The sequence below is a fragment of the Bacillus cereus group sp. BfR-BA-01330 genome (genome assembly GCF_022663885.1).
GTDB lineage: Bacteria > Bacillota > Bacilli > Bacillales > Bacillaceae_G > Bacillus_A > Bacillus_A cereus.
This window is the reverse complement of record NZ_JAKUGK010000011.1, coordinates 1-25,595: the sequence shown is the minus strand read 5'-3', so window position 1 is coordinate 25,595 and position 25,595 is coordinate 1. Positions and strand designations below refer to the sequence as shown.

Below are 25,595 nucleotides of genomic sequence, written 5' to 3'. Positions count from 1 at the left end.
ATTTGCAAGCTATTCAAAAGATGTCGTTACTTAAATGATGCCCATTTCTTTTCCTACTTTTTCATACTTAAGAATTGCTTCATCTAACATTTCTTTCGTATGAGCTGCTGTAGGCATATTACGAACGCGCCCTGTTCCTTTTGCTACAGTTGGGAACACGATAGATTTTGCGTATACACCTTCTTCATTTAGACGTTTACTAAATTCTTGTGTTAATACTTCGTCCCCAATGATACAAGGTGTAATTGGCGTTTCACTTTCCCCAATGTTAAAGCCAAGTTCTTTTAATCCTTGTTTCAAGTAGCGGCCATTTTCCCATAAGCGATCGTGTAACTCTGTGCTTTCCATTAAGATTTCAATTGATCTCATGCAAGCTGCTGCATCAGCTGGTGTTAATGCTGTAGAGAATAAGAATGGACGTGAACGAACTTTTAACCAGTCAATTAAGTTTTGTTTCCCTGCTACATATCCACCAATTACCCCAATTGCTTTTGATAATGTACCAATTTGGAAATCAACTTTATCAGAAAGACCGAAGTGCTTTACAGTTCCTGCACCTTTTCCAAGTACACCTGAACCGTGTGCATCATCTACGTATGTCATTAAATCTAACTCTTCTGCAATCTCAACAATTTCTGGTAGTTTTGCAACATCTCCATCCATCGAAAAGACACCATCTGTAATTACCATTAATTTATTGTAAAGACCTGATTCTTTCGCCGCGATTGCTTTTTGGCGTAAATCTTCCATATCAGAATGTTTATAAACAATAATTTTTGCTTTTGATAAACGACTACCGTCAATAATAGATGCATGATTTAATTCGTCTGAAAGAATCGCATCATTTTTATCCATAACAGCTGAAATCGCTGCCATATTACAGTTAAATCCTGATTGATAAGCAATTGCTGCTTCTGTATGTTTAAACTTTGCAATTGTTTCTTCTAACTTAATATGCAAATCTAAAGTACCGTTAATTGTACGAACAGCCCCTGCTCCAACACCGTACTTATGAATAGCACCAATTGCTGCTTCTTGCAAACGGCTATCTGTTGCTAATCCCAGATAGTTGTTTGAAGATAAGTTAATATATTCTTTTCCGCCAATTGTAATGATCGGTCCATTTGAACTCTCAAGCGGATCAATTACGTTATAAAGCCCCTTTGATTTTAAATCCTCTAAATTTTCTTCTAAAAATTTCGCAAGTGTTTTACTAGACATCGTGAAGCCTCCCATCGTTCATGTAAGCGGATTATTGTCTTAATAGTTCTAATAATCCCTCTACTAGCTTAACACGTTTTCAGAATTTATTATAGAAAAATAGTTTAAAGTAACCGCTTACAATTCTAGATTATATATGATTCATTACAATAAATCTATCATTTACTTTTCATATTTGATAGAATTAAAAAAATATTTCGGGAGGTTTCAAACATGGCATTTACAGAATCTGATGTATACAATAACACAGCATTTTTCGAACAATATATGAAACGAAGATACCGAGAAAATAGCCCAAATGAATCCATTGAAAAACCAGTATTCTTTCAGCTCATTGGTCATGTACAAGGAAAACAAATTCTCGATTTAGGCTGTGGTGATGCTAAGTTTGGCGCGGAATTATTAGAGAAGGGATGCTACTCTTACACCGGCATTGAAGGCTCCGAACTTATGTATGAAAAAGCTAAAAAACAACTAGAAAATAAAAATGGATCTGTTCATTTTTTAAACCTCAAAGATTATACCTACCCCTCTTCCACTTTTGATTTAGTAACATCTAGACTCGCCTTACATTATATTGAACATCTTGATACTATTTTTCAAAATGTATTTCAAACTTTAAAAACAAATGGCACCTTTACCTTTAGCGTTCAACATCCCGTTATTACTTCTTCATTTGAAAGCTTACAAACAAGTGGTAAAAGAACGAGTTGGCTCGTCGATGATTACTTTAAACTAGGCAAACGGGTTGAACCATGGATTGACCAAGAAGTTATTAAATATCATCGTACAACGGAAGTGTATTTCACATTATTACAGCAAGCCGGATTTACCATTACATCATTAAAAGAAGCTACACCAAATTCAACCTATTTTCAAGATGAAGAAGAGTATAAACGTCGCTTACGTATTCCTCTCTTCCTCTTATTTTCTTGTACCAAATAAAAAAAACGATGAATCACTCATCGTTTTTTTATCTCATTGCCTGAGCAACTTCTTTAACTACACGTCTTCCTCTTCCGTGAGGGATACAAAGCGGTGTTCCAAACAACGGATCCGTACTAATTTGACACTCCATTCGGAATACATCACGTACTAGTTTCTCATCTACCACTTCTTCAGGTTTACCTTGTGCATATATTTGTTTATCTTGAATTGCTACAATGTTATCTGCATAGCGGCATGCTAAATTCAGATCATGTAATACCATAACAATTGTTCTTTGTTCTGTTTCATTTAATTCGAATAATAAATCTAGCACTTCAATTTGGTGAGTCATATCTAAGTATGTAGTTGGCTCATCCAGTAAAATGATATCTGTATCTTGTGCAAGTGTCATTGCGATCCAAGCACGTTGACGCTGCCCACCTGAAAGAGCATGCACATCACGCTCAGCAAATTCTGTCATACCTGTTGCTGCAAGTGCCTTCTGTACCATTTCCTCATCTTTTTCTGACCACTGTTTCAGCCATGTTTGATATGGATAGCGTCCTTGTTTTACAAGTTGCAATACTGTAAGCCCTTCTGGTGCTTGCGGTCCTTGCGGTAAAATTGCCATTTGACGAGCAATTTGCTTCGTTTGCATACTTTGAATAGCTTGATTATCTAACAAAATGTCACCAGTTGTTGGCTTTAATAATCTAGCTAGTGAACGTAATAAAGTTGATTTCCCGCAACCGTTGGAACCGATAAAGATTGTAATTTCACCTTTTGGAATTTCTAAATTCAACTCATCAATAATAATTGTTTCACCATAAGACAACGTCAAGCGTTTCGTCTCCAATGCTTTTTGCATATTCATCTCCCTTTATGAATTCCGACTTTTATAAAGTAAATAAATAAAATAAGGTGCACCAATTGCTGATGTAAATACCCCTGCTGGAATTTCAAGTGGTGTGAAAATTGTACGCCCTATTAAATCTGCAGCAAGTACTAGAATTGCACCGACAATAGCTGCAACTGGGAGCAATGCACCGTATAAAGAACCAACTAGCCTTCGTGAAATATGAGGTGCCATTAAACCGACAAATCCAATCCCTCCGGCGAAGGCAACTGCTCCCCCAATTAAAGCCGTACTAAGTAATAACATGAATACGCGTGACTTCGTTAAAGGAACACCAAGTCCTACCGCAATATCATCCCCTAGCTCTTGCGCATTTAAATGTCTAGCAGCTATAAATGATATTACCGTTAAAATGAGAACCCACGGTGCAAGTACCATAACATTTTGCCAAGAAGAGCCATAAACGGTACCCGTAATCCATACATTCGCTTGGCTCGCTTGATAAATTGGTGCTAACAACATAAATAATGTTGTTGCCGCCTTCGTTAATGCCCAAAATCCAACACCAATTAAAACGAGAATAATTGGTGATAATCCATCATTTTTCCATGCAAATAAGTATACAAAAACCGCTACAATCGTTGCTCCTGCAAAAGCTGCTAACGGCATATAATGAATGCTTACAGTTAGCGCATTATTTTTATCACTAAATAGCGCTAAAAATAATACAACTGCAACACTTGCCCCGCCCGTAATCCCGATGATATCAGGAGAAGCAAGTGGATTTCGAACGAGCCCTTGTAAAATACAGCCCGCTACTGCAAGCGCAATTCCTACGAGGATAGCAATTAAAATACGTGGCATACGAAACTTATTTACAACCATATTTGACATCGCATCGCCATTTCCAGTAATTGCTTGCCATACGTCATAAGGAGCAATTTTCATGTCCCCCATACCTGCGCTCGCAAAGAATAATCCTACTAAAACAACTAGTAAACTTAACAAGACGAGACAAGCTCGTTTATACATTAAAAACGAGAGCTCACCTTTTCCTATACGAAACGGAATATATTTCTTCATTTGCTAAGCCCTCTCTTACGTGCAATATAAATAAAGAATGGAGCTCCAATAAATGCTGTCATAACTCCTACTGGTACTTCTTGTGGCATAATGACATATCTTGCTGCTATATCAGCCAATATTAGTAGTATTGCACCTAACAATCCGCTATAAGGCACTCTCCATCTGTGGTCAACTCCAACAAGAAATCTCGCAAAATGCGGAGTAATAATTCCAATAAATCCAATTGGGCCAGCAACCGCAACTGAACCACCAGACAACAGTACAATAATAAGTAACACGAATGATTTCATTAAAATTGTTCGTTGTCCAAGTCCTTTCGCGACGTCTTCTCCCATCATCAATGTATTTACTTTCCCTGCCATCATAAGAGATGCAATCCATCCTATTAATAAATATGGGAATACAGATTGTAAAATTTCTAACTTTCTCCCTTGCACAGATCCAGCAAGCCAAAATAATACCTCTTCAAGTGCTTTTTCATTTAACACAAGTAATCCTTGTGTTAATGATGAAAATAATGCACTAATTGCGACCCCTGCTAACGTTAACTTAAGAGGAGTAGTCCCTTCTTTTCCTAAAGAACTAGAAGCAAATACAAGTACAGCTGCAACCGCCGCTCCTAAAAAGGCAATCCATGTGAAAGCTGATAATGATGTTACTGAAAAGATTACAATTGCTACAACTATAAAGAACGCAGCACCTGAATTTAATCCAATAAAATCTGGAGAAGCAAGTGGATTCTTAGTTAAAGTTTGCATAAGACAACCAGCAATGGCTAAACTAGCACCAACACTAGCTGCAATTAACGCCCTAGGCAGACGTACATTTTGAATAATAATATGTTCATTGGAACCGTTAAAATGGAAAAAAGCATCCAATGCTAGTTTCCAACTCGTATTTGTATATCCGAAAATAATACTTCCCCAAATACAAATAACGACTGCAATGATTCCAACAAATAATCCAATCCATTTTGCTCGATTTGTTTTTAATAACATGCAGCGTTTCCCCTTCAATGTATAATGATACGTTGTTAGTGTATTTCAACTTAATTCTCATTGTCAACGGAAATGAGAATTATTTTCACCCATATGTATTGACAATCAAAAGATAAAGGCTTAATATCATGCTTGCTATTGAAAAATATTCTCAACATATAGGGGGTACATAATGAATTTCATGCGGAAGAAATCGTTTACAGTATTTGTATTTTTACTAGCATTTTCAATGCTTTTAAGCGCTTGTGGAAAATCAAATAACAAAGAAGAATCTACAAAAGAAGATAATAAAAAAGAAGTGGTTACTGTAGAACATGCAATGGGTAAAACAGAAGTTCCTGCTAATCCAAAACGTGTAGTTATCTTAACAAATGAAGGAACTGAAGCTTTACTTGAATTAGGTGTGAAACCAGTTGGTGCTGTAAAGTCTTGGACTGGTGACCCATGGTATCCACATATTAAGGATAAAATGAAAGATGTAAAAGTTGTTGGTGATGAAGGACAAGTTAACGTTGAAACAATCGCTTCTTTAAAACCAGACTTAATTATCGGTAACAAAATGCGTCACGAAAAAGTGTACGAACAATTAAAAGCAATTGCACCTACTGTGTTCTCAGAAACATTACGTGGTGAATGGAAAGATAACTTCAAATTTTATGCAAAAGCATTAAATAAAGAAAAAGAAGGTCAAAAAGTTGTAGCTGATTACGAATCACGTATGAAAGATTTAAAAGGCAAACTTGGCGATAAAGTAAATCAAGAAATCTCTATGGTTCGTTTCATGCCTGGTGATGTTCGTATTTATCATGGCGATACATTCTCTGGTGTTATTTTAAAAGAACTTGGATTTAAACGTCCTGGAGATCAAAACAAAGATGATTTTGCAGAGCGTAACGTATCTAAAGAGCGTATTTCTGCTATGGATGGTGACGTATTATTCTACTTCACATTCGATAAAGGAAATGAGAAAAAAGGATCTGAACTAGAAAAAGAATATATAAACGATCCTCTATTTAAAAATTTAAATGCCGTAAAGAATGGTAAAGCATACAAAGTCGACGATGTTATTTGGAATACAGCTGGCGGTGTAATTGCTGCTAACCTATTACTAGATGACATCGAAAAACGCTTTGTTAAATAATATTTCCTTAACCAGCTCCCTTCTGTGGAGCTGGTTATTTTTCAATTCACTTAAATGTCACATTATTTCGTTTTGTATTTTTATTCCCAATATGTTATATTGAGAAAGTAAATAGAATATATTTTCTTTATATCAGAATAAATGTTTTAATCTAAATTTTCTGATTAATCACTATTTTATTTTCTTTTAGAATTCAATTATTACATTTGAAAACGCTTATCATCTCGTTTTCAGGGCAAAATACAGTAACGGTCGAAGAAAAATAGAACTTTTTTAGAAATTTTCTTTCTATTTCCATATAATTCTATTGACTTCTAAATATTTTGTAAATTAAAATGATTACATAAATATCCGTTATACAGGATTAGGGGGAAACAAAATGGATGCAGCTTTAAAATTAGACAAAGCTGGAGAGCAACAATCACCAAAAAAACATCCACCAGGGTTATACTTGTTGTTCTTTACAGAGGCATGGGAAAGATTTAGTTATTACGGAATGCGTGGCTTATTAGTTCTTTATTTAACAACGAGCTTAGTAAGCGGCGGTTTAGGATTTGATAAAGCAGTTGCAGTTCAAATTTACGGTATTTTCACCATGTTAGTATACTTCACACCTATTATTGGTGGTTGGTTAACTGACCATTTCATTACGAAGCGACATGCCATTACTATTGGTGGTATCATCATGGCAATTGGTAACTTTGTATTATTCTCAATGAACACAAAAACTGGACTTTTCTTAGGATTAGGATTATTAGTTATTGGTAACGGATTCTTCAAACCAAATATTTCGACTTTATTAGGTCAATTATATAGCGAAAATGATTCTCGTCGTGATAGTGCCTTCACTATCTTCTACATGGGGATTAACTTAGGAGCTCTTATCGCTCCATTCATTTGTGGTTACTTTGCAGATTATAGATACGGTTTCTTAACAGCTTGTATCGGTATGATTATTGGGCAGCTTGCCTTTAATTTCTTAGCACCTCGTTACTTAGGGTCTATCGGAACAACTGTTGTAGGTAAACAATCTAAAGAAAAAAATGCAAAAGCAATTGAGAAAAAACCTTTAACAACACAAGAGAAAAAACGTACTGCTGCAATTTTAATTTTAACTTGTTTCGTAGTATTCTTCTGGGCAGGATTTGAGCAAGCTGGTAGTTCTTTAACACTTTACACAGATAAGTTCGTCGATCGTACAATTGGTGGATTTACAATTCCAACACCTTGGTTCCAATCTGTAAACCCACTATTCATTATCTTACTAGCATTGCCTGTTTCTGCGTTATGGATTAAGCTTTCAAAAACAAAAAATGGCGATTTGAAAATCCCAACAAAAATGGCATTAGGCATGATTTTACTAGGGATTGGATATTTAGTTCTAACTTTAGCTGTTTTAAAAACTGGTAGCGATGAAGGTAACATTACAATGAAAGCAAACTTACTATTCATTGTATTCACTTACATGTTCCACACAATCGGTGAGTTATTCTTATCACCAATCGGATTATCTATGGTAAGTGCAATTGCTCCTGTTAAATTAGCATCATTATTAATGGGTGTATGGTTAGCTGGTACTGGCTTCGCAAACTTATTAGCAGGACAATTAGCCGCTTTCACTCAATCTTTAGGATATTTAGAAGTATTCGCAAGCATCGGTATTATCGTAATTGTACTGGGATTAGTACTTCTTATGTTCTCTAAGAAAATTGCACATATGATGGAATAACAAAAAGACGCTTCTAAAATTAGAAGCGTCTTTTTTATTAATTCTCCTCTAAAGCTGTCACGTCCACATGAACGCTCTCACCAGGATTAGATACATCATACACTTGAGCACTCCCCTTCTGCTCATCACAGCTCTCAATCCATACTGGTACGCCCTCATATGTAACGTCAATTCTACTTGAAGAAGATAAGATTTGTTTCACACGTTTCACATCCATACTACTATCCCTCCTTTTGCTTACTACACTCCTTTCTATTTTTTCTTTTCCTTTTAGAATATATTCCGTAAGGCAGCATGTTGATTGATAGTCATTTCTTCCTCACATGCTAATATTTACTCTCTCGCTACCTTTCTAACAAATAAAAAAAGACGTATATTCCATACGTCTTTTTCCATAATATTCAAATTTTAAGAAAATAATGTTTTTACTACCGCACTTACTTTATCATTATGGATTTGATAATACACTTCTAATCCTCGTCTTTCAAAGCGTACTACTTTATTTTGCTTTAACTTCGTTAAATGTTGTGAAACAGTTGATTGTGGAATTTCTAATACTTCCTGTAGCTGTGTTACATTACATGTTCCTCTTTGCATAAGTTCCATTACTAGACGTAGACGAAGTGGGTGAGCTAACGCTCTTAACATTTGTACATCTTCTTCTGAAATACGACATTCGAATTGATTTTGGCTCATAAAGTTCCCCTCATTTTCGTTTTTATTTGCGTTTTTATGTTCTTTTTATTTATTTATATATCTGTTCTTATATTTCCTGTTACGACATAACTTTATCAACCTATAAAGCCGAAAAATTTTTCCATCTTCATCAGCAAAAATTCAGGAAAAAATCCTTGCTGATTTTGAATATTATACTATATGATATAACGAAAAAGCAAAATAATGGCCTACGAATACTTTGCTTGCAAACGTTGTTTTATCAAGCTTTTTGTTATATTTTCACCTCATTGAAACGCACAGTAACGGTATTGTAAAATACCGTCTATAATTGATAACCTATCGTAATGTAGTTGAACTATAATTAACCTCTTTGTTACGCTAAAAGGAATTTTCAGTAAAAAGAGATGATGTGATATTAAAAATTTGTTTCTAATTTTTTATTCGTATTGCAAGCGGTTGGACTGTTGTGCAAAACTTCCTATTTAAATCCACTCACCAATCCTCCCTCACACTAGATCAAATAGGACAGATCAGTTCATATATCAAACTTTATACTCGATATAAAAGATGGCATCTAATATACACTTATAGGAAACATGCCAGCTGAATAAGCAAAATAATATGCAAATAGTTTATACAGCACACTTAAATTCATTTGAGTGTGTTTTTTGTCTACTTTATGAACAAAGCTTTTCTTTTAACACTATTATGGAATAATTATACTTTTTTACGTTGACAATAGTGTTGAAGGAGAATATACTAAGCATGTAAGTTGATTGTGAATAGTTTCACAAATAATGTGAATTTCTTCACATATAATAGATAGGAGTTGTCATTATTATGAGTACTTGGACACAAATTTATGACCCATTAAACAATATTTGGTTATCTGCACTAATCGCAGCACTTCCAATCTTTTGTTTCATCATTTGTTTAATGGGATTCAAAATGAAAAGTTACATGGCTGGTCTTTATAGTGTGATTGTCGCTATTATCCTTGCAATATTTGTTTATAAAATGCCAGCAACAGTAGCTGTAGCATCTGCTGGATTCGGTGTTTTATCTGGATTTTATCCAATTTGTACTATCGTTATCGCCGCAATTTTCCTTTACAAATTAACTGTTAAAACAGAGCAATTCAATATTATTCGCGATAGTATTTCAAGCATTACAAATGATCAACGTTTACAAGTATTATTAATCGCTTATTCTTTCGGTGCTTTCTTAGAAGGTGCAGCTGGTCTAGGGGTTCCAGTTGCTATTACAGCCGCACTACTTGTAGGTATGGGCTTTAATCCATTAAAAGCAGCAGGTATTTGTTTAGTAGCTAATATTGCTGGTGGTGCTATGGGTGCTATGGGTATTCCAGTTACAGTGCCAGCACAATTAACTCAACTTGACGCATTAACTATTGGTCGTCAAACTGTTCTTATTTTACCTTTCATTAGTATTATTTTACCTTTCTTACTTGTTTCAATGGTCGATGGAATTAAAGGTATTAAAGAAACTTGGCAAGGTATTCTTGTAAGTGGTGTTTCTTTCGCTATTACTCAATTCGCTGTGACTTACTTCTTAGGTGCAGAACTTACTAATATTTTCGCAGCAGTTGTAAGTATGATTGCTCTTGCATTATTCTTACGTGTTTGGCAACCAAAATCTTCTACTAAAGAAGAAAAACAAGAAACTAAAGTATCACATACATTCAATCAAATTTTATACGCTTGGTCTCCATTCGTATTCTTAACTGCATTTGTAACAATCTTTAACTTAAAACCGATTAAAGCTTTATTTGCTCCAGATGGTGCGTTAGCAAACTTAGTATTTAACATTCAGTTCCCTGGTCTTCATAATGCTGTTATGAAAACTACACCAATTACAAAAGCTGATACACCTTTCGCAGCTGTTTTCAAATTTGATGTATTCTCTTCTACAACTACTGCGATTGTACTAGCAATTATCGTTTCACTTATCGTTTACCGCGTAAAAGGTAAAATGGTTAAAGAATTAATGATTGAAACAATGAAAGAATTAAAAGCTCCAGTATATACAATTTGTAGCGTTATCGCTTTAGCTTACGTAGAAAACTACTCTGGTATGTCATCTACACTTGGACTTGCATTCTCTTCTACTGGTAATGCATTCCCAGTTCTTTCGCCAATCTTAGGATGGATTGGCGTATTCATTACAGGTTCAGTAGTTTCAAGTGGTTCTTTATTCGCACCACTTCAAGCAGTAACAGCAGACCAATTAAACATCGTTCCTTCTACACTCGTTGCCTTAAACGTAGTAGGTGGTACAATGGCAAAAATGGTTTCACCACAATCTGTAGCAGTTGCTTGTGCCGCAGTTGGACTAGTTGGTAAAGAATCTGCTCTATTTAAAACAGCAATGAAATACAGTTTAATCTTCTTAGCTGTTATTAGCTTACTTCAATTAAACGCTGTATTTAATATCTTTTAAAAATAAAACACCGATCCAAGTGGATCGGTGTTTTTCACATTACATTTTTTTATTTTTTAATAAAGAAGCTCCAGCAATTTCAGGGTGAGTCATTTCGAATGGATCTAAAATAATATCCAATTCCTCTTCTGTCAGTACACCATGTTCTAAACATAACTCCCTAACAGATTTCCCTGTTTCAATTGCTTCACGTGCAATACGAGATGCTACTTCATAACCAATATGAGGATTAACTGCTGTAATAATTCCAACACTTTTCTCAACATATTGCTTCAGCAATTCTTCATTTGCCGTAATTCCTTCAATACAATATTCACGGAATACACGGAATCCATTATTCATAATACTAATAGATTGAATTAAATTAAATACAAGCACAGGCTCCATTACGTTTAACTCTAATTGTCCTGCTTCTGATGCTAAGCAAATTGTATGATCGTTTCCGATTACTTGGAATGCGACTTGGTTAATCACTTCTGCCATAACTGGATTTACTTTACCTGGCATAATCGATGAACCTGGCTGACGTGCTGGCAATTGAATTTCAGCTAACCCAACACGTGGTCCAGACGCCATAATACGAAGATCGTTTGCAATTTTAGACATGTTCATCATACATACTTTAAGCGCTGCAGATACTTCTGTGTATGCATCTGTATTTTGCGTTGCATCAACTAAATGCTCTGCACCAACAAGTGGGAATCCACTAAACGTTCTTAAATGTTTTACCACTTGTTCAATATACATAGGATTTGCATTCAATCCTGTACCAACAGCTGTCGCCCCCATATTCACTTCATATAAATGCTGACGAGACTGTTTAATTCTTTTTATATCACGCGCAAGCACTCGGCTATACGCTTCAAATTCTTGTCCAAGGCGAATTGGAACTGCATCTTGTAAATGTGTGCGTCCCATTTTAATAACGTGATCAAACTCTTTTGCTTTTTTACGAAAAGCAGAATGAAGTTCTTCCATTGTAATAAGAAGCTTTTCTAACATCATAAGAGTTGCAATATGAATCCCTGTTGGAAACGCATCGTTCGTTGATTGGGCCATGTTCACATGAGTGTTTGGGCTAATTTTCGCATACGCCCCTTTTTCATATCCCATACGTTCTAACGCTCTATTCGCAATTACTTCATTTGTATTCATATTAATAGAAGTTCCGGCTCCGCCTTGAATAGGATCCACGATAAATTGATCATGAAACTTTCCATCAACAATTTCTTGCGCTGCTTCTGCAATTTCATGTCCAATGTCTTTAGCTAAGTAACCAGTATCTATATTCGCAAGCGCCGCCGCTTTTTTCACAATTGCCATTGCTGTAATGAGTGATGGATGAATGCGATATCCTGTAATTGGGAAGTTTTCTACGGCACGTAATGTTTGTACACCATAATAAGCTGCACTTGGTACTTCTTTTTCACCTAAAAAATCTTTTTCTATACGTATATCCTTCGTTGCTATCATTTTTATCACCTATACTTTTTCATTCTAAATCCTTATCCAAAAAATCCGCCCTCTAAAAACACGAGTATCATTCAGAAGAATTTTTCAGTATCCACCTTCACTATATAGCACCTTTTTTGAAAGCGCAAACATTTATTTTTCTGTATATCCTTTTTATTAAAGTTTATAGAAAATCATTCTTCTACTTTCCTTATTTCCACTCGTTTAATTTGATGCATATCCTTTTCAAGGACTTTAAAATAAAAACCGTGTTTCTCAATAATATCTCCTTCAGCAACGATTTGTTTTTGTACCATAATCCAGCCACCAATTGTATCTACATCATCAGCAATTAAATGTATGCCAAGCAAATCATTTACTTCACTAATAAGCACTTTTCCCTCTACGATTTTATAACCTTCACTTATATGCTCTATAGGGGGATTCTCATCTTCATCGTATTCATCTCGAATTTCTCCAACAATTTCTTCTAAAATATCTTCTAGTGTAACAATCCCAGCTGTACCACCATATTCATCATACAATACAGCTAATGGAATGTGTTTTCTTTGCATTTGTAATAGTAAATCATGAATTGGAATATTTTCTAGCACTTCAATAACTGGCCTTGTATATGGCATAATTGAGCACTCCTCATCCCGATTACCATCCATATAACGAATAAATAAATCTTTTACATTAACCATCCCAATAATTTCATCTTTATCTTCACCAAATACAGGATATCTCGTGTACTTTTCTTGCGCGATTACTTTAATATGTGTTTCAAATGGTTCGTCCTCATATAAGCCTACAACTTCCGTACGAGGTACCATAATTTCTTTTGCTACTCTATTATCAAATTCAAAAATATTATTTACATATTTAAATTCCCTTTGGTTAATCTCTCCGCTCTCATAGCTCTCAGATAAGATTAACCTTAATTCTTCTTCTGAATGAGCTACTTCATGTTCAGAAGCTGGATGTAATCCGAATAAACCAGTTACAACCCTCGCTGAACCATTCAAAGCCCAAATAAACGGATACATAACTCGGTAAAAATAAATAAGTGGTTTCGATAACAATAAGCTAACTTGTTCTGCTTTTTGTATAGCAAATGTCTTTGGAGCAAGTTCCCCAATGACAACATGTAAAAATGTAATTACTGCAAAGGCAATAATAAATGAAACTGTACTGGAAATTGCAGGTGAGAATTTTAATTTTAAAAACAACGGCTCGAGTAAATGTTTAATGGTTGGTTCCCCTAACCACCCAAGCCCTAAAGCAGTAATTGTAATACCTAGCTGACAGGCCGATAAATATTCATCTAAATTTGAAGTTACCTTTTTAGCTGCCAGTGCACCTCGTCTTTTTTCGCTAACGAGTTGATCAATACGACTGCTACGTACCTTAATAATTGCAAATTCAACAGCCACAAAAAATGCTGTTAACCCAATAAGAATGACTACCATCAATAATTTTAAAATATCCACATATGCTCTTTAGCTTTCTTAGCTAAAGTTACACCTCCTTTTAAAAAGAAGTTTCACTTTAGTTTCTTCAATTATTGGACAGCAACTCTATATAAAATCCACCAATTTTCAAACCTCATACAATTCTAAAGGTAAAGCATCAGGGTCTTGGAAAAAGACGAATTTCTTCCCCGTTATTTCATCAATACGGATCGGTTCCGTCTCAACACCACATTGGTTTAAATGCTTCACAGCTTCTTCTATATTTGTAACAGCAAATGCTAAATGTCTAAGACCGGCTGCTTCTGGAAAACTTTTGCGCTCAGGCGGATTTGGAAATGAAAATAATTCGATTTGATACTCTTCTCCTACACATAAATCTAATTTATAAGAATCTCGTTCCTTTCTATATACTTCATTTATCTCTTTAAACCCTAATATCCTAGTATAAAAATCCTTTGACATCTCATAATTCGAACAAATAATTGCAACGTGATGCACTCTACATATATTCATGCTCTCTCTATTCCTTTCTTTACCAAAGATGCATATTCTCCCTTGAAATGAAAAACATATATAGCAGAATATCTCTTTTAGGGGGCTTACCATGAAATTCATTACTTTTTTCGTCGGACTAATTGTTGTTTTCTTTCTCGCTTATATTGCTAGCAATAATAAGAAGCATATTAAATTTAAACCAATTTTTATCATGCTTATTATACAGTTAATTTTAACCTATTTACTATTAAATACAGAAATCGGCCTCATACTTATTAGAATCATTTCCAGTTTGTTTACCAAGCTACTCGAGTATGCTGCTGATGGAATAAATTTCGTATTTGGTGGTCTTGCAAATAAAGGTGAAATGCCATTTTTCCTTACTGTATTATTACCAATCGTCTTTATTTCTGTTTTAATTGGTATATTACAACATTTCAAAATACTACCATTTTTTATTCGTTGGATCGGGTACTTTCTTAGTAAAATAAATGGTCTTGGTAAATTAGAATCTTACAACGCTATCGCCTCTGCCATTGTCGGCCAATCAGAAGTTTTTATTACAGTGAAAAAACAATTAGCTCAAATTCCAAAACACCGTCTTTATACACTTTGTGCCTCTGCTATGTCAACCGTATCTATGTCTATCGTAGGTGCCTATATGACAATGATTGAACCTAAATATGTAGTAACTGCACTCGTTCTCAATTTATTTAGCGGTTTTATTATCATACTCATCATTAACCCTTACGACGTTAAAGATGACGAAGATATTTTAAAAATCAAAGGTGAAAAACAAAGCTTTTTTGAAATGCTTGGAGAATACATTCTTGATGGTTTTCGTGTAGCCATTGTTGTCGGCGCTATGCTCATCGGATTCGTCGCATTAATTAGTTGTATTAATGACCTGTTCCTCATTATATTCGGTATTACGTTCCAACAATTAATCGGCTATGTATTTGCACCTATCGCATTTCTTATCGGTGTACCCAGTTCTGAAATTGTCGCGGCTGGCAGCATTATGGCAACGAAGCTTGTAACGAATGAATTTGTCGCAATGATGGACCTTAGTAAAATTTCTAATAGCCTTTCTCCCCGTACAGTTGGTATTATTTCTGTTTTCCTTGTATCTTTTGCCAATTTTTCTTCCATTGGTATTATTTCAGGTGCGGTAAAAGGACTAAACGAAGAACAAGGAAACGTTGTTGCGAGGTTTGGCCTTAAATTACTATATGGAGCTACTCTCGTTAGTATTTTATCTGCAATTATCGTAAGCATTATGTTGTAATTAGGTAAAATTTTATCATTTTCTTATCCCTATCTTTTGTATACAATAACGAATAGGTGTCTTATAAATAATCAAGACATCTATTTTTTATACATGTACAATCGCTTTTATTTAGCGTAAAATATTTTTTATGTGTTTGAATACACTTCTAAATGTATACACTTTGATAGTTTTAAAGGAGAAAAAATGATGAAATCCGACACGAACAACAATACGCGAGCCAAAAAAGGACGCTCAAAGAAAAAACGCCTACTTTGGTTCCTTCTTATTCCATTACTAATTGTAGCACTTGGAGCAGGAGGCTACTCCTTCCATATATACAGTAAAGCAAAGTCCGTCTTAAATAACGCTTATGCTGAACTAGGTCGAGGAGATAAGTCCAGTAAACGTGAAAAAGCTGTTAAACCTATGACCGACAATATTTCCGTACTAATTATGGGTGTTGATGAAAGTGATATTAGGGAAAAAGGTTATGGAAAAGCAACTCGAACAGATGCGTTATTACTTGCAACAATTAATAAAAACGATAAATCCGTTAAACTTGTAAGCATTCCACGTGACTCACGCGTCTACATTAAATCACGTGATAAATACGATAAAATCACACATGCGCACGTATTCGGTGGTGTAGACAGCACAATTGATACGGTAGAGAACTTTTTAGATGTTCCAGTTGACTACTATGTAAAATTCAATTTTAAATCCTTTATTAAAATTGTTGATTCTCTTGGTGGTATTACTGTAGACGTTCCAGTTGAGTTCACAGAGCAAAATAGTAAAGATGAAGCAGATGCCATTCATCTAAAAAAAGGACGTCAACATTTAAATGGAGAAGAGGCACTGGCACTAGCTAGAACTCGTCATATCGATAGTGATTATATGCGTGGTCAACGTCAACAGCTTGTATTAGAGGCCATTGCTGAAAAGGCACTATCTCTTAATTCCATTAATAAAATCGGTGGCCTACTAGACGCTGTCGATAAAGATTTAAAAACTAATTTAACTTTTGATGATATGATGACAATTACAAAAAATTCAATGGATTCAAATTTAAAAATGGAAAAAATGCAAGTAGAGGGTACAGATAAATATATAGGTGGTATTTATTATTACGTTCCAAATGAAAAAAGCGTCGATACTATTTCAACTACCCTTCAAAAACATCTCGGTGTTACGAATAAAAATGAACATAAAAAATTATAATAAAAAGGCTGCTAGATCTTTCTAGACAGCCTTTTTATTATATTTTTCAACATATTTTTCATACACATTGTGACAAGAAGTGACAATTATTACAGCGGTGTAACATTTTTTATGAAAACATTACACACACAGTGAAAATAATAGTATACTAGTACGTACATAATGTTATTTTCATCATTTTTATACAAAAAATGTAATACATATATTTATACATAAATTTCTGGGGGGAAATAAATGAAGCTAAGTAAAATACTGATTGGTTCTGCAATTGCTGGGGGCATATTACTTTGTGTAGGCGGTGTTGGGGGATATCAATATGTATCCAAATTAAATAATCAATTAGATACTACTGCATTACCAAATACTACATTTGAAGGTATTTCTCTCGACGGAAAAAATAAGAAGGATATTCAAGCAATTATTAATCAAAAGGTAACTGAGTTAGATCAAAAATCCCTTACCTACATATTCCAAAACGATAAACAAACTTACACATGGAAAGATTTAGGGATAAATTATAAAGAGAAAGATATTATTGACAAAATCTTCAAAGAACAAGAAGGAAACGTAATGAATCGTTATAAAATGCGTAAGCAAGCTGAAAACGGTGAATTAAAACGTGACTATAAATTAACACCACAATTAAATGCAACAGCTTATGAAACCTTTATAAAAGATAAATATAATGAAACATTAAAAAATCCTGTTAACGCAGAATTAAGTATTGAAGGCTCAACAGTAAATATTAGTCAAAGCCAAAACGGAGAAAAAATTGATAAAGGGAAACTAAGCGGTTTAACAAATGAAGCTATTACTACTGGTAAATCAGATGTTACATTACCAGTTACATTCATAAAACCAGAACGTTCTACAGAAGACATACAGAAAATGGGTATTAAAGAAGTCATTGCTGAATATTCTACTCCAATGGCTGGCCGTAACGGAAATCAATCATTTAACGTAAATAAGTCAGCTAATACTTTAAGTGGGGTTATTGTCGCACCTGATGAAACATTTAGTTTTAACGGTCGCGTTGGCGTAACTGATGCTGCACATGGTTATAAATCTGCAGCAGTATATTCACAAGGTAAAGTAATACAAAGTGCAGGCGGAGGAGTTTGCCAAGTCAGTAGTACATTATACAGTGCAGCTTTAAGGGCAGATTTAGGCATTGTTTCTCGAAGCAATCATTCTATGCCAGTAAATTATTTACCACTTGGGCAAGATGCAGCAGTAGCAGATTATGGTCCAGATTTAAAATTTAAAAATAATACAGGCAATCATATTTATATTCAAGCATTTTCAAATGGAGGTAGTATTACTACACGCATTTTCGGTACAAATACTGGTAAAAATGTTGAAGTTTCTTCTCAAGTAATTAATAGAACTAGTGATAAAATCACCGCGGTTACGTATAAAAAAGTAACACAAAACGGGGAAGTAATATCAAATGGACAAATTTCAAAAAGCGTATATAAAAGCGCTCCAAAAGAATAGATAATATCAACCGAATAGCATAAAGAAAAAGGCGTGATTTAATCACGCCTTTTTCTTTTGCAGTAATAGTAAAAAAGTTTCAAGATGGTCTTTCGTTTCTTCTAAAGACCACATACGATTTCCTTGCTTCGCAGCTAATACACACGCCTCTTCCCACGCGTTCTTTTTCTTCATATTTATTAATTCATCACGTAATTTCAAAACAATTTCTTCGTCTTCTTGTTCAATAAACTCTTCCATCACGCTTACTATTTCATCCTCATGAATACTTAACGTACAGTACGATTTAAGAAAGTATTGTAATGTCGTATACATAATGTACTCCCCCTTCTTATTTATCAGATGGATAAGAAGTAATAATCTTAAACCCTAATTCTCCTGACTTATCTCTTGCTAAAACAGTAACAGTTTTTACTAACTTGTCTTTTACACTCATATTTTTCTTTATTACTGTTTTTCCAACAGGAAATGAATGAGTTGTATTTAATACGAGACGAGCCTCTTTAGAATTTTTTAACCAATCTTGAATTTCCTTGTCATGTTGCTTCAAGCTATCTTTTACAGCTTTCGTCGCTGTTTCTTTATCATAGTATGTACTTGCGGCTGACACTTTATCTGTCTTCAAGCGATTCTTCAAATCCTCTTCTGACTTGCCTACATGTCTTTCAATCGTATGACCATTTTTAGGTGGTCCTTCCATTTCATCTAAAATATTATCACTAATTTTTTCTACCGATGCAGCTTGATTCCCTGTCTGTTTCTCTGTTTTTTGTTCTTTTCCTGCACATCCGCTTAAGATCAGCATTAATACCAATAAACTACTGAAGAAAAGACTACTTATTCGTTTCATCATATCACCTCTTCCATGATTATTATCGCAACTTCACTAAAAGTCAATTTCACAACGAAAAAATCTATCAGTTTTCATTTTTTTCATCTATTTTTCCATATTTACCCCAGCAATTTCATCAACCCTCTATTTTTTGCCTTTTATAATATATACCCCCTATATTTTTCGATTATTTCCCAGATGAAATCACAGATAACATAACTATAAAACTCTTTTATACAAAGGTTTTTATAGTATTTTTAAAAATATTTTAAAATACCCCTATTTTCATATACCTAATACCCATATAAGGTATAAAGATACCTTCTTATCAACGCTTTTCTACATTATGTAAATTTACCCTTGCCTATACAAACGAAATGTGGTGTAATGCAAAAAAAGATAAAGGATTTTAAACAATGGCTGAAACGATTCAAAATTTCTTAACAGAATACTATTCAATCGCAATTCCACTTAGTATCTTAATTAACATCATCATTAGTCTTTTAGGTTTTATCCCTAGTATTTTTTTAACCGCCATTAATATACAGCTCTTTGGCGTAACAAATGGTACTGTTATTTCGATCGCAGGCGAAGCATTAGGGGCTATTATCTCGTTTTATATTTACCGCATGGGCCTTCAAAAGTTCACTCACGATAAAGTAAATAAATACCCAAAGGTAGAGCGTCTTCTTTATGTAGAAGGTAGAGAGGCCTTTCTACTCGTTCTATCGTTTCGCTTGATACCTTTCATCCCATCAAGTATCGTGACTTTATTTGCGGCTCTAGGTAAGATGTCATTACTCTCCTTCAGTATTGCCAGCACAATAGGGAAAATACCGGCATTGTTAATCGAAGTATATTCTGCCTATCATGTCATGAACGGAACAAATGAAGCAAAGTGGATTGTGACAATTGCAGGTTGTATCGGATTATATTATTTGTGGAAAAAATGGAGAAAAAAATAAAGAAGGAGCATAGGCTCCTTCTTTATTTTTGAGGTATTTTATTAATAGCTATCCTTTAAATCCTTAGTTAATACCAACAGCACTAAATGATTGCTTAACTGCTGCTACTTCCGCAGAAGTCGCACCATATAAATCAGCTGCAGCTTGTACTGCACCAGCACGAGCTTGGCTAAATGTAGTAGATTGCGTGAAATATTGTGTATTTGCACGGTAATAAATTGCACCTAACTTATCTTTACCAATGCCCGTTACAGTTACACCCGAATGCGTACCACCATTTGCTAATAAATAAGCTTGTTTGTTAATGATACCACTGTTTGTATGAACCCCACCGTTATCACTAGTACCAGTGTAACGCTTAGAATAATGGTCTGGATCACCGTATTTCGCTGGATCACTCATAGAGCGAAGCGCATCTCCTGCTTTACCAGGCGTATAAATATCTTCACCAATCTCCCAATCCGGGTTACGGTTATCATAGAATTCTACTAAAGTACCAAAAATATCAGAAATTGCTTCATTTAGCGCTCCTGATTCATTTTGATAAATTAAGTCCGAGCTATTTTCAGTAACAGCATGCGTTAATTCGTGACCAATTACATCAATTCCACCAGATAATGAAGTGAATGTTACACCATCACCATCTCCGTATACCATTTGTGAGCCATTCCAGAATGCATTATTATACTTACTTCCGTAATGAACTGTCGATTTTAACGGAGCTCCTGCATCATTAATAGAGTTTCTGTTAAATGTAGCTTTATAATAATCATATGTTCTACCTGCATAGTAATGAGCATCTACTGCTGCTGCATCATACGCTGCATTGAAAACATTATCTGCATCTACCCATAAAGTTCCTGGCAATGTAGTACGATTTTTCGCATCATATGTGAAAATTGTTGCCCCGCGCGTATTATCTTGTAAGTAGTAAGATGAACCAGATAACGTTGTATTAAGTGATTTCGTATCTCCTAATACACCTTTACCAGTTCCTACTTTATTTGTTCCTGTTACAGGTTTTACTACTGCTTTCGCTTCCTGTTTAGGAGCCTCTTGCTTAACTGGTGATTTATCTTCATTTGTTACATGATCCAATTTATTATATTTATTTAATACTTTACCGCTGTCTGCTTCAATGAAATAGTAGTAGTTTCCTGGACTTGGATCTAAGAAGTTTAGATTTACAACGTATGCATATGTTGTTTCTTCACCATTTTGATATACATATAAGTCCGCTTTTGGTTCTACCTCATATTTCGGTGTTACCCCTAAATCTTGTTGCGCGATTTCAATCGCTTTTGCGCCTTCAATCTTATTTTTATTTTTCAACTTTTCCTTCTTGTCTAAATCAGGTGCAACTGTTCCAGACAATACTTTTAAAGAACCGTCTTTACTTACGTGAGCTACTTGAGTAGAACTCCATACAGGTACTCCTTCGTAAACTTGTTGCATACGTACTACTGTTGAATCAGTTACAGCATCTTTCTTCACTTGTTTCACTTTGAAAGAATCTTGCGCACTCTTTTCCCCTAGCTTGTAATCACCTTTTGCTGCATTTAAGTAATCAAACACAACAGATTCCGCTTTCTTACCAGTCGCTCCAGTTAGATCACCAGAAATAAACTCAGGTGACTGTACTGTCTCATTGTACTTCTTCGTAGAGAGTACATTTTTAGAATCCGCAAATGCAGAGCCTGTCCCTCCAAATGTTGTAACTGCCATTCCTGTCGCTAACACTAACGCTAAACTTTTCTTTTTCATGAACCTTCCCCCTAATAAAAAATTTTTTTGAAAAAGAGTAGTTTTATATTAGCATTATGTTTCCACTATTAATATACTAAAAATTCAAATAATTATTTTCTCAAGTTTTGTAGAATTTTGAGGAACAAATATTGAAAAAACCCTTTCCGGTTGGAAAGGGTTTTCTGTTAAGAATTTATTAATTCTACTACTTTTTCGCCTTGACCATAAATATCCGATGTCCAAGCATATTGCGGTTCCAATACCACTAATACAGCTACCAAAGCCAAAGCACCAATAATTATTTTTTTCATATTATTTTCCTCCCTTTTCTTCTAATAAATTAATTGCTAATTTATAGTAGTTATTACTTTCCTTAAATTCTAGTAATTCCTCGTGATATCCTGCTAGTTCTAAATACACCATTTTTAATTCCTTTTTATTTTCTTCGCCTCTAAAAAATGGGATTGCCTCAACTTCTAAAAATCTTTTATAAACATCTTTCGTTTCAAAGTATTTATTCTTAAGCATTGAAAGTATATATAACATACTTTTATACTTTTCATCCCTCTTGGCAACATCTATTCCTTTATTAATCCAATCTTTCGCTTCTTCAAATTCTTTTAATTCAATACACTGCAAAGCGATCTCATACACTGCATCAATATAATTTAAATCCTCTTCCTTTTTGTACTTTAGGCATTGTAAATAATAATCTTTTGCTTTTGCATAATCTTTTAAGTTATAGTACAAGAAGCCTAAATTATTTAAAGCAATAGCTGTTATACTTTCTTTATCAGCAAAAGAATTTGCTTCCCTCAAAATATTATTATAAATAGATAGTGCTTCATTATATTGCTTTTTTTGTATATAACTCAACGCAATAAGTAACTGGCAATTTATCACATAACGGAATTTATATTCATTCTTAAATCCTTCCATTGCTACATTAGCAAAATGTAAAGTCATATGTTCAACTTCTAATTCATTATAAACAAGAGCCAAATTGAAATATATTCCATTCTCATGATAACCTTGTTCCTTTGCCATTACTTCTGTTCGAGTCAAATACTCCAATGCCTTCTTATATCTATGTTGTAAAAAATAATATAACCCTTTGCTATACGTATATAATAATTTTTGGAATGGTGAATACTTTTTGTACATCTTCTTTAAGCTCTCTAACTCTTTTTCGACAGCAGGAAAATCCCTTTTCATAATTAAATAACGTGTATACAGCAGTTTATAATAATTTATAATTTCAAAATCCAACACATGCTTCATTTCACCTTGCAACTCTTCATATATACGTTCTACTTGTTGCTTGTCTAAATGAACTAGTGCATTTAACCATTCATCTAGCTTCCCCTTCACATCTTCTTCTACATCTCTCAAATCCGTCACAGCAATTTCTAGTCTTGTGCAGAGCAATTGTAGAATTTCTTCTGATGCTTCGATCTTTCCATTTTCGATCTTACTTAAGTATGAGACAGAACAAATGCCCTGACATAATTCTTCTTGTGTCATTTTTTGCTGGAGCCGTTTATAAAAGACTTGTTTGCCTATTTTTTCTAATGTTTGTTGCATTGTCCTCCTCCATTCTCATTACCCCCATTACTCTAATAATACATAAAATTTGGAGAAATATAAATTGATAAATATAAATTTTCTAAAAAATATGCATAATTTCATTTTTTTCTCTCTTGACTTCACATCAATATCTCTTCTTTGCTACGAATGGTGAAAAATTGGTATACTATAACCAAATTATGGAGGTGTTCTCGCGATGACTCATTATAAAGACGATAGTTATGCCTTACATACAGACCTATATCAAATCAACATGGCTTATACATATTGGAAAGATGGTATTCATAATCGCCGTTCTGTTTTTGATTTATATTTTCGAAAGCTTCCATTTGAGAACGGCTACGCTGTTTTTGCTGGCCTTGAGAAAATTGTAGAGTACATAGAAAATTTCAGTTTTACTGAAAGCGATATCGCTTACTTAGCAGAATTACAATTCGAAGAAGAATTCCTTCATTATTTACAAAATATGAAATTCACTGGGACGATTCGCAGTATGCAAGAAGGTGAAGTTGTATTTAATAACGAGCCTTTATTACGTGTTGATGCACCACTTGGTGAAGCACAAATTATTGAGACTGCCCTCTTAAATATTGTGAATTACCAAACATTAATTGCCACAAAAGCAGCACGTATGAAACATGCCGCAAGTAATGATGAGCTTTTAGAGTTCGGCACAAGACGTGCCCATGAGTTCGATGCTGCCCTTTGGGGGACGCGTGCTGCCTTTATTGGTGGTTTCTCCTCTACAAGCAACGTTCGTGCTGGGAAACGCTTTGGGATTCCTGTAGCTGGCACACACGCTCACTCTTTCGTTCAAGCATATCGCGATGAATACGTCGCGTTTAAAAAATACGCTGAAACTCATAAAAAGTGCGTCTTTCTCGTTGATACATATGACACATTGAAATCTGGTGTTCCAAATGCGATTCGTGTTGCAAAAGAATTTGGGGATCGTATTGATTTCTATGGCATACGTCTTGATAGTGGTGATATGGCTTATTTATCGAAAAAGGCACGAAAACTACTAGATGAAGCAGGGTTTACAAATACAAAAATTATCGCTTCTAGCGATTTAGATGAATACACAATTATGCACCTTAAATCTCAAGGAGCAAAAATTGACGTATGGGGCGTTGGAACGAAATTAATTACGTCCTTTGAGCAACCTGCATTGGGGGCTGTTTACAAACTCGTTGCGATTGAAGATACTGACGGAAAATTAAATGATACAATTAAAATTTCATCTAACCCTGAAAAAATTACCACTCCAGGACTGAAACGAATTTATCGTATTATCAATCGGGTTAACGATCATGCAGAAGGCGATTATATTGCGTTAGATTCTGAAGAACCAGGAAAAGAAGAGCGCTTAAAAATGTTCCATCCAGTTCACACATATATAAGTAAATTCGTAACAAACTTTGAAGCCCGTGAACTGCATAAAGACATTTTCGTTAACGGTGAAAGAACATATGAACTACCAAGTATATTAGATATTCAAAAATATAATGAACAGAGCCTCTCTCTATTTTGGGAAGAATATATGCGAACTTTAAACCCTGAAGAATACCCTGTCGATTTAAGCCAAGAGTGCTGGGATCATAAAATGAATTACATTCAAACAGTTCGAGAACAAGTTGAAAAAAACATACAAAAGTAAACAGAGAAGTTTCCCCTTCTCTGTTTTTTCAATACTATATGGATATTTGTAAAAAATATATTAAAATAATAAGACGAATGTATCTTATTTGTAAATTTTAATATTATACTATTTTAAAGTAAAATAATATTTGATATTATTTTATTGAGTCAATTTCAACAAAATCACCAATAAAAAAGAGGATGCGGTTTAAAATGTACCCTATAGAATAGACACTTAAAAAAAGTCTATTCTATAGGGTATTTCTTGTATAATGAGAGAAAAATGAGAATCGGAGAAATTTTAAAATGACGAAAAAA

At 34.4% G+C, this 25,595-nt stretch carries 23 protein-coding genes; 9 read left to right on the top strand and 14 right to left on the bottom strand.

Translation table 11 applies throughout. The features are described 5' to 3' along the window. Positions 1-30 precede the first annotated feature (30 nt). On the bottom strand, positions 31-1,221 hold the full coding sequence (locus tag MR112_RS25735) for a glycine C-acetyltransferase (protein ID WP_000095905.1): 1,191 nt from the start codon (positions 1,219-1,221) through the stop codon (positions 31-33). Positions 1,222-1,434: 213 nt separating this feature from the next. Here MR112_RS25735 and MR112_RS25730 point away from each other — a divergent pair, with 213 nt between their 5' ends. Continuing rightward, positions 1,435-2,166 carry a class I SAM-dependent DNA methyltransferase gene (locus MR112_RS25730; RefSeq protein ID WP_242245637.1) on the top strand — a complete coding sequence of 244 codons (732 nt, stop codon included), beginning with the start codon at positions 1,435-1,437 and terminating at the stop codon, positions 2,164-2,166. Positions 2,167-2,194: 28 nt separating this feature from the next. On the opposite strand, the gene MR112_RS25725 is transcribed toward MR112_RS25730, so the two are convergent. Genes MR112_RS25725 through MR112_RS25715 form a run of 3 tightly spaced genes read right to left on the bottom strand, consistent with a single transcriptional unit; the run spans position 2,195 to position 5,088 of the window. Further along, complete coding sequence (locus MR112_RS25725; RefSeq protein ID WP_001167962.1) at positions 2,195-3,016, bottom strand: ABC transporter ATP-binding protein; 822 nt, start codon at positions 3,014-3,016, stop codon at positions 2,195-2,197. A gap of 12 nt (positions 3,017-3,028) precedes the next feature. Then, complete coding sequence (locus MR112_RS25720; RefSeq protein ID WP_000760060.1) at positions 3,029-4,087, bottom strand: FecCD family ABC transporter permease; 1,059 nt, start codon at positions 4,085-4,087, stop codon at positions 3,029-3,031. Beyond that, on the bottom strand, positions 4,084-5,088 hold the full coding sequence (locus MR112_RS25715; RefSeq protein ID WP_000925232.1) for a FecCD family ABC transporter permease: 1,005 nt from the start codon (positions 5,086-5,088) through the stop codon (positions 4,084-4,086). The genes MR112_RS25720 and MR112_RS25715 overlap by 4 nt, the downstream gene beginning before the upstream one ends. Before the next feature lie 172 nt (positions 5,089-5,260). Here MR112_RS25715 and MR112_RS25710 point away from each other — a divergent pair, with 172 nt between their 5' ends. Beyond that, positions 5,261-6,229: an ABC transporter substrate-binding protein gene (locus tag MR112_RS25710; RefSeq protein WP_001010276.1), complete on the top strand. Its 969-nt coding sequence runs from the start codon at positions 5,261-5,263 to the stop codon at positions 6,227-6,229. A gap of 379 nt (positions 6,230-6,608) precedes the next feature. After that, positions 6,609-7,958 carry a peptide MFS transporter gene (locus MR112_RS25705; RefSeq protein WP_000338314.1) on the top strand — a complete coding sequence of 450 codons (1,350 nt, stop codon included), beginning with the start codon at positions 6,609-6,611 and terminating at the stop codon, positions 7,956-7,958. Positions 7,959-7,995: 37 nt separating this feature from the next. Here the strand turns inward: MR112_RS25705 and MR112_RS25700 are convergent, their stop codons facing one another. Both MR112_RS25700 and MR112_RS25695 read right to left on the bottom strand, forming a co-directional pair. Beyond that, a complete protein-coding gene (locus MR112_RS25700; protein WP_086404046.1) occupies positions 7,996-8,175 on the bottom strand; it encodes an acid-soluble spore protein H in 180 nt (59 codons plus the stop codon). Positions 8,176-8,366: 191 nt separating this feature from the next. Further along, positions 8,367-8,654 (bottom strand): ArsR/SmtB family transcription factor, encoded by a 288-nt coding sequence (locus MR112_RS25695; RefSeq protein ID WP_000081428.1) that lies wholly within the window; start codon positions 8,652-8,654, stop codon positions 8,367-8,369. An 822-nt stretch (positions 8,655-9,476) separates the two neighbouring features. Between MR112_RS25695 and MR112_RS25690 the strand changes: the two genes are divergently transcribed. Beyond that, positions 9,477-11,096 (top strand): L-lactate permease, encoded by a 1,620-nt coding sequence (locus tag MR112_RS25690; RefSeq protein WP_000109096.1) that lies wholly within the window; start codon positions 9,477-9,479, stop codon positions 11,094-11,096. Positions 11,097-11,135: 39 nt separating this feature from the next. On the opposite strand, the gene aspA is transcribed toward MR112_RS25690, so the two are convergent. From aspA to gloA2, 3 genes are all read right to left on the bottom strand, one after another. Continuing rightward, the gene (gene aspA / locus MR112_RS25685; protein WP_000562128.1) at positions 11,136-12,569 is read right to left on the bottom strand and encodes an aspartate ammonia-lyase; all 1,434 of its coding nucleotides are present in this window, start codon (positions 12,567-12,569) and stop codon (positions 11,136-11,138) included. A gap of 173 nt (positions 12,570-12,742) precedes the next feature. After that, on the bottom strand, positions 12,743-14,041 hold the full coding sequence (locus tag MR112_RS25680; RefSeq protein WP_000353313.1) for a hemolysin family protein: 1,299 nt from the start codon (positions 14,039-14,041) through the stop codon (positions 12,743-12,745). A gap of 108 nt (positions 14,042-14,149) precedes the next feature. Continuing rightward, entirely contained in the window at positions 14,150-14,536 is a 387-nt protein-coding gene (gloA2, locus tag MR112_RS25675) for an SMU1112c/YaeR family gloxylase I-like metalloprotein (RefSeq protein ID WP_001017671.1), read from the bottom strand. 91 nt (positions 14,537-14,627) lie between these two features. On the opposite strand from gloA2, the gene MR112_RS25670 reads away from it, so the two are divergent. From MR112_RS25670 to MR112_RS25660, 3 genes are all read left to right on the top strand, one after another. Next, positions 14,628-15,806, top strand: a complete 1,179-nt coding sequence (locus MR112_RS25670; RefSeq protein WP_242245634.1) for a NupC/NupG family nucleoside CNT transporter — start codon at positions 14,628-14,630, stop codon at positions 15,804-15,806. Between the two features lie 186 nt (positions 15,807-15,992). Further along, positions 15,993-17,009, top strand: coding sequence for an LCP family protein (locus MR112_RS25665; protein WP_002163841.1), 1,017 nt, complete (start codon positions 15,993-15,995; stop codon positions 17,007-17,009). Between the two features lie 234 nt (positions 17,010-17,243). Beyond that, positions 17,244-18,506, top strand: coding sequence for a VanW family protein (locus MR112_RS25660; RefSeq protein ID WP_226368580.1), 1,263 nt, complete (start codon positions 17,244-17,246; stop codon positions 18,504-18,506). A 42-nt stretch (positions 18,507-18,548) separates the two neighbouring features. On the opposite strand, the gene MR112_RS25655 is transcribed toward MR112_RS25660, so the two are convergent. Beyond that, the gene (locus tag MR112_RS25655; protein WP_000288803.1) at positions 18,549-18,821 is read right to left on the bottom strand and encodes a hypothetical protein; all 273 of its coding nucleotides are present in this window, start codon (positions 18,819-18,821) and stop codon (positions 18,549-18,551) included. Positions 18,822-18,837: 16 nt separating this feature from the next. Continuing rightward, on the bottom strand, positions 18,838-19,356 hold the full coding sequence (locus MR112_RS25650; protein ID WP_141540789.1) for an RNase A-like domain-containing lipoprotein: 519 nt from the start codon (positions 19,354-19,356) through the stop codon (positions 18,838-18,840). 398 nt (positions 19,357-19,754) lie between these two features. On the opposite strand from MR112_RS25650, the gene MR112_RS25645 reads away from it, so the two are divergent. Further along, positions 19,755-20,303, top strand: coding sequence for a TVP38/TMEM64 family protein (locus tag MR112_RS25645; protein ID WP_000852222.1), 549 nt, complete (start codon positions 19,755-19,757; stop codon positions 20,301-20,303). Positions 20,304-20,366: 63 nt separating this feature from the next. Here MR112_RS25645 and MR112_RS25640 read toward each other — a convergent pair whose 3' ends face one another. From MR112_RS25640 to MR112_RS25630, 3 genes are all read right to left on the bottom strand, one after another. After that, positions 20,367-22,067: a M4 family metallopeptidase gene (locus MR112_RS25640; RefSeq protein WP_242245632.1), complete on the bottom strand. Its 1,701-nt coding sequence runs from the start codon at positions 22,065-22,067 to the stop codon at positions 20,367-20,369. Positions 22,068-22,234: 167 nt separating this feature from the next. Continuing rightward, positions 22,235-22,360, bottom strand: a complete 126-nt coding sequence (locus MR112_RS25635; RefSeq protein ID WP_000720172.1) for an NprX family peptide pheromone — start codon at positions 22,358-22,360, stop codon at positions 22,235-22,237. A 1-nt stretch (position 22,361) separates the two neighbouring features. Then, a complete protein-coding gene (locus tag MR112_RS25630; protein ID WP_001187959.1) occupies positions 22,362-23,633 on the bottom strand; it encodes a helix-turn-helix domain-containing protein in 1,272 nt (423 codons plus the stop codon). A gap of 199 nt (positions 23,634-23,832) precedes the next feature. Here MR112_RS25630 and MR112_RS25625 point away from each other — a divergent pair, with 199 nt between their 5' ends. After that, entirely contained in the window at positions 23,833-25,296 is a 1,464-nt protein-coding gene (locus MR112_RS25625; RefSeq protein WP_000150184.1) for a nicotinate phosphoribosyltransferase, read from the top strand. Positions 25,297-25,595 lie beyond the last annotated feature (299 nt).

Bases quoted from the DNA above. Each gene is read 5' to 3' on its own strand.
- MR112_RS25735 (WP_000095905.1), bottom strand. From the start codon at position 1,221: ATGTCTAGTAAAACACTTGCGAAATTTTTAGAAGAAAATTTAGAGGAT.
- MR112_RS25730 (WP_242245637.1), top strand. From the start codon at position 1,435: ATGGCATTTACAGAATCTGATGTATACAATAACACAGCATTTTTCGAA.
- MR112_RS25725 (WP_001167962.1), bottom strand. From the start codon at position 3,016: ATGCAAAAAGCATTGGAGACGAAACGCTTGACGTTGTCTTATGGTGAA.
- MR112_RS25720 (WP_000760060.1), bottom strand. From the start codon at position 4,087: ATGAAGAAATATATTCCGTTTCGTATAGGAAAAGGTGAGCTCTCGTTT.
- MR112_RS25715 (WP_000925232.1), bottom strand. From the start codon at position 5,088: ATGTTATTAAAAACAAATCGAGCAAAATGGATTGGATTATTTGTTGGA.
- MR112_RS25710 (WP_001010276.1), top strand. From the start codon at position 5,261: ATGAATTTCATGCGGAAGAAATCGTTTACAGTATTTGTATTTTTACTA.
- MR112_RS25705 (WP_000338314.1), top strand. From the start codon at position 6,609: ATGGATGCAGCTTTAAAATTAGACAAAGCTGGAGAGCAACAATCACCA.
- MR112_RS25700 (WP_086404046.1), bottom strand. From the start codon at position 8,175: ATGGATGTGAAACGTGTGAAACAAATCTTATCTTCTTCAAGTAGAATT.
- MR112_RS25695 (WP_000081428.1), bottom strand. From the start codon at position 8,654: ATGAGCCAAAATCAATTCGAATGTCGTATTTCAGAAGAAGATGTACAA.
- MR112_RS25690 (WP_000109096.1), top strand. From the start codon at position 9,477: ATGAGTACTTGGACACAAATTTATGACCCATTAAACAATATTTGGTTA.
- aspA (WP_000562128.1), bottom strand. From the start codon at position 12,569: ATGATAGCAACGAAGGATATACGTATAGAAAAAGATTTTTTAGGTGAA.
- gloA2 (WP_001017671.1), bottom strand. From the start codon at position 14,536: ATGAATATATGTAGAGTGCATCACGTTGCAATTATTTGTTCGAATTAT.
- MR112_RS25670 (WP_242245634.1), top strand. From the start codon at position 14,628: ATGAAATTCATTACTTTTTTCGTCGGACTAATTGTTGTTTTCTTTCTC.
- MR112_RS25665 (WP_002163841.1), top strand. From the start codon at position 15,993: ATGATGAAATCCGACACGAACAACAATACGCGAGCCAAAAAAGGACGC.
- MR112_RS25660 (WP_226368580.1), top strand. From the start codon at position 17,244: ATGAAGCTAAGTAAAATACTGATTGGTTCTGCAATTGCTGGGGGCATA.
- MR112_RS25655 (WP_000288803.1), bottom strand. From the start codon at position 18,821: ATGTATACGACATTACAATACTTTCTTAAATCGTACTGTACGTTAAGT.
- MR112_RS25650 (WP_141540789.1), bottom strand. From the start codon at position 19,356: ATGAAACGAATAAGTAGTCTTTTCTTCAGTAGTTTATTGGTATTAATG.
- MR112_RS25645 (WP_000852222.1), top strand. From the start codon at position 19,755: ATGGCTGAAACGATTCAAAATTTCTTAACAGAATACTATTCAATCGCA.
- MR112_RS25640 (WP_242245632.1), bottom strand. From the start codon at position 22,067: ATGAAAAAGAAAAGTTTAGCGTTAGTGTTAGCGACAGGAATGGCAGTT.
- MR112_RS25635 (WP_000720172.1), bottom strand. From the start codon at position 22,360: ATGAAAAAAATAATTATTGGTGCTTTGGCTTTGGTAGCTGTATTAGTG.
- MR112_RS25630 (WP_001187959.1), bottom strand. From the start codon at position 23,633: ATGCAACAAACATTAGAAAAAATAGGCAAACAAGTCTTTTATAAACGG.
- MR112_RS25625 (WP_000150184.1), top strand. From the start codon at position 23,833: ATGACTCATTATAAAGACGATAGTTATGCCTTACATACAGACCTATAT.